Source organism: Treponema sp. JC4 (assembly GCF_000260795.1).
Taxonomy (GTDB): domain Bacteria; phylum Spirochaetota; class Spirochaetia; order Treponematales; family Treponemataceae; genus Treponema_D.
On sequence record NZ_AJGU01000147.1, the window covers coordinates 1 to 211 of the forward strand.

At 40.3% G+C, this 211-nt stretch carries 1 pseudogene; it reads left to right on the forward strand.

Annotated features, from left to right (window positions below):
* Positions 1-211 (forward strand): annotated as a pseudogene (locus tag MSI_RS14845) (GGDEF domain-containing protein); the annotation flags it as partial.

Sequence of the window (211 nt, forward strand, 5' to 3'; positions counted from 1 at the left end):
AGGTAAGTATGGCGATATCCGCTTTGTTGCCGGTAATTCTGTATATAAAGCTCTTCAACCGAATTTTTATGATAATGCAATTTACTCTGATATTATTCCAAAAGAACCCAATTACGAAGCCTTCTGCTATCGCTGCGCTGTTTTGAAGCAGCATCTGCATGCATACGTTGATACAAAATCCATGGATACCTGGGTAGACGGCACCTACATT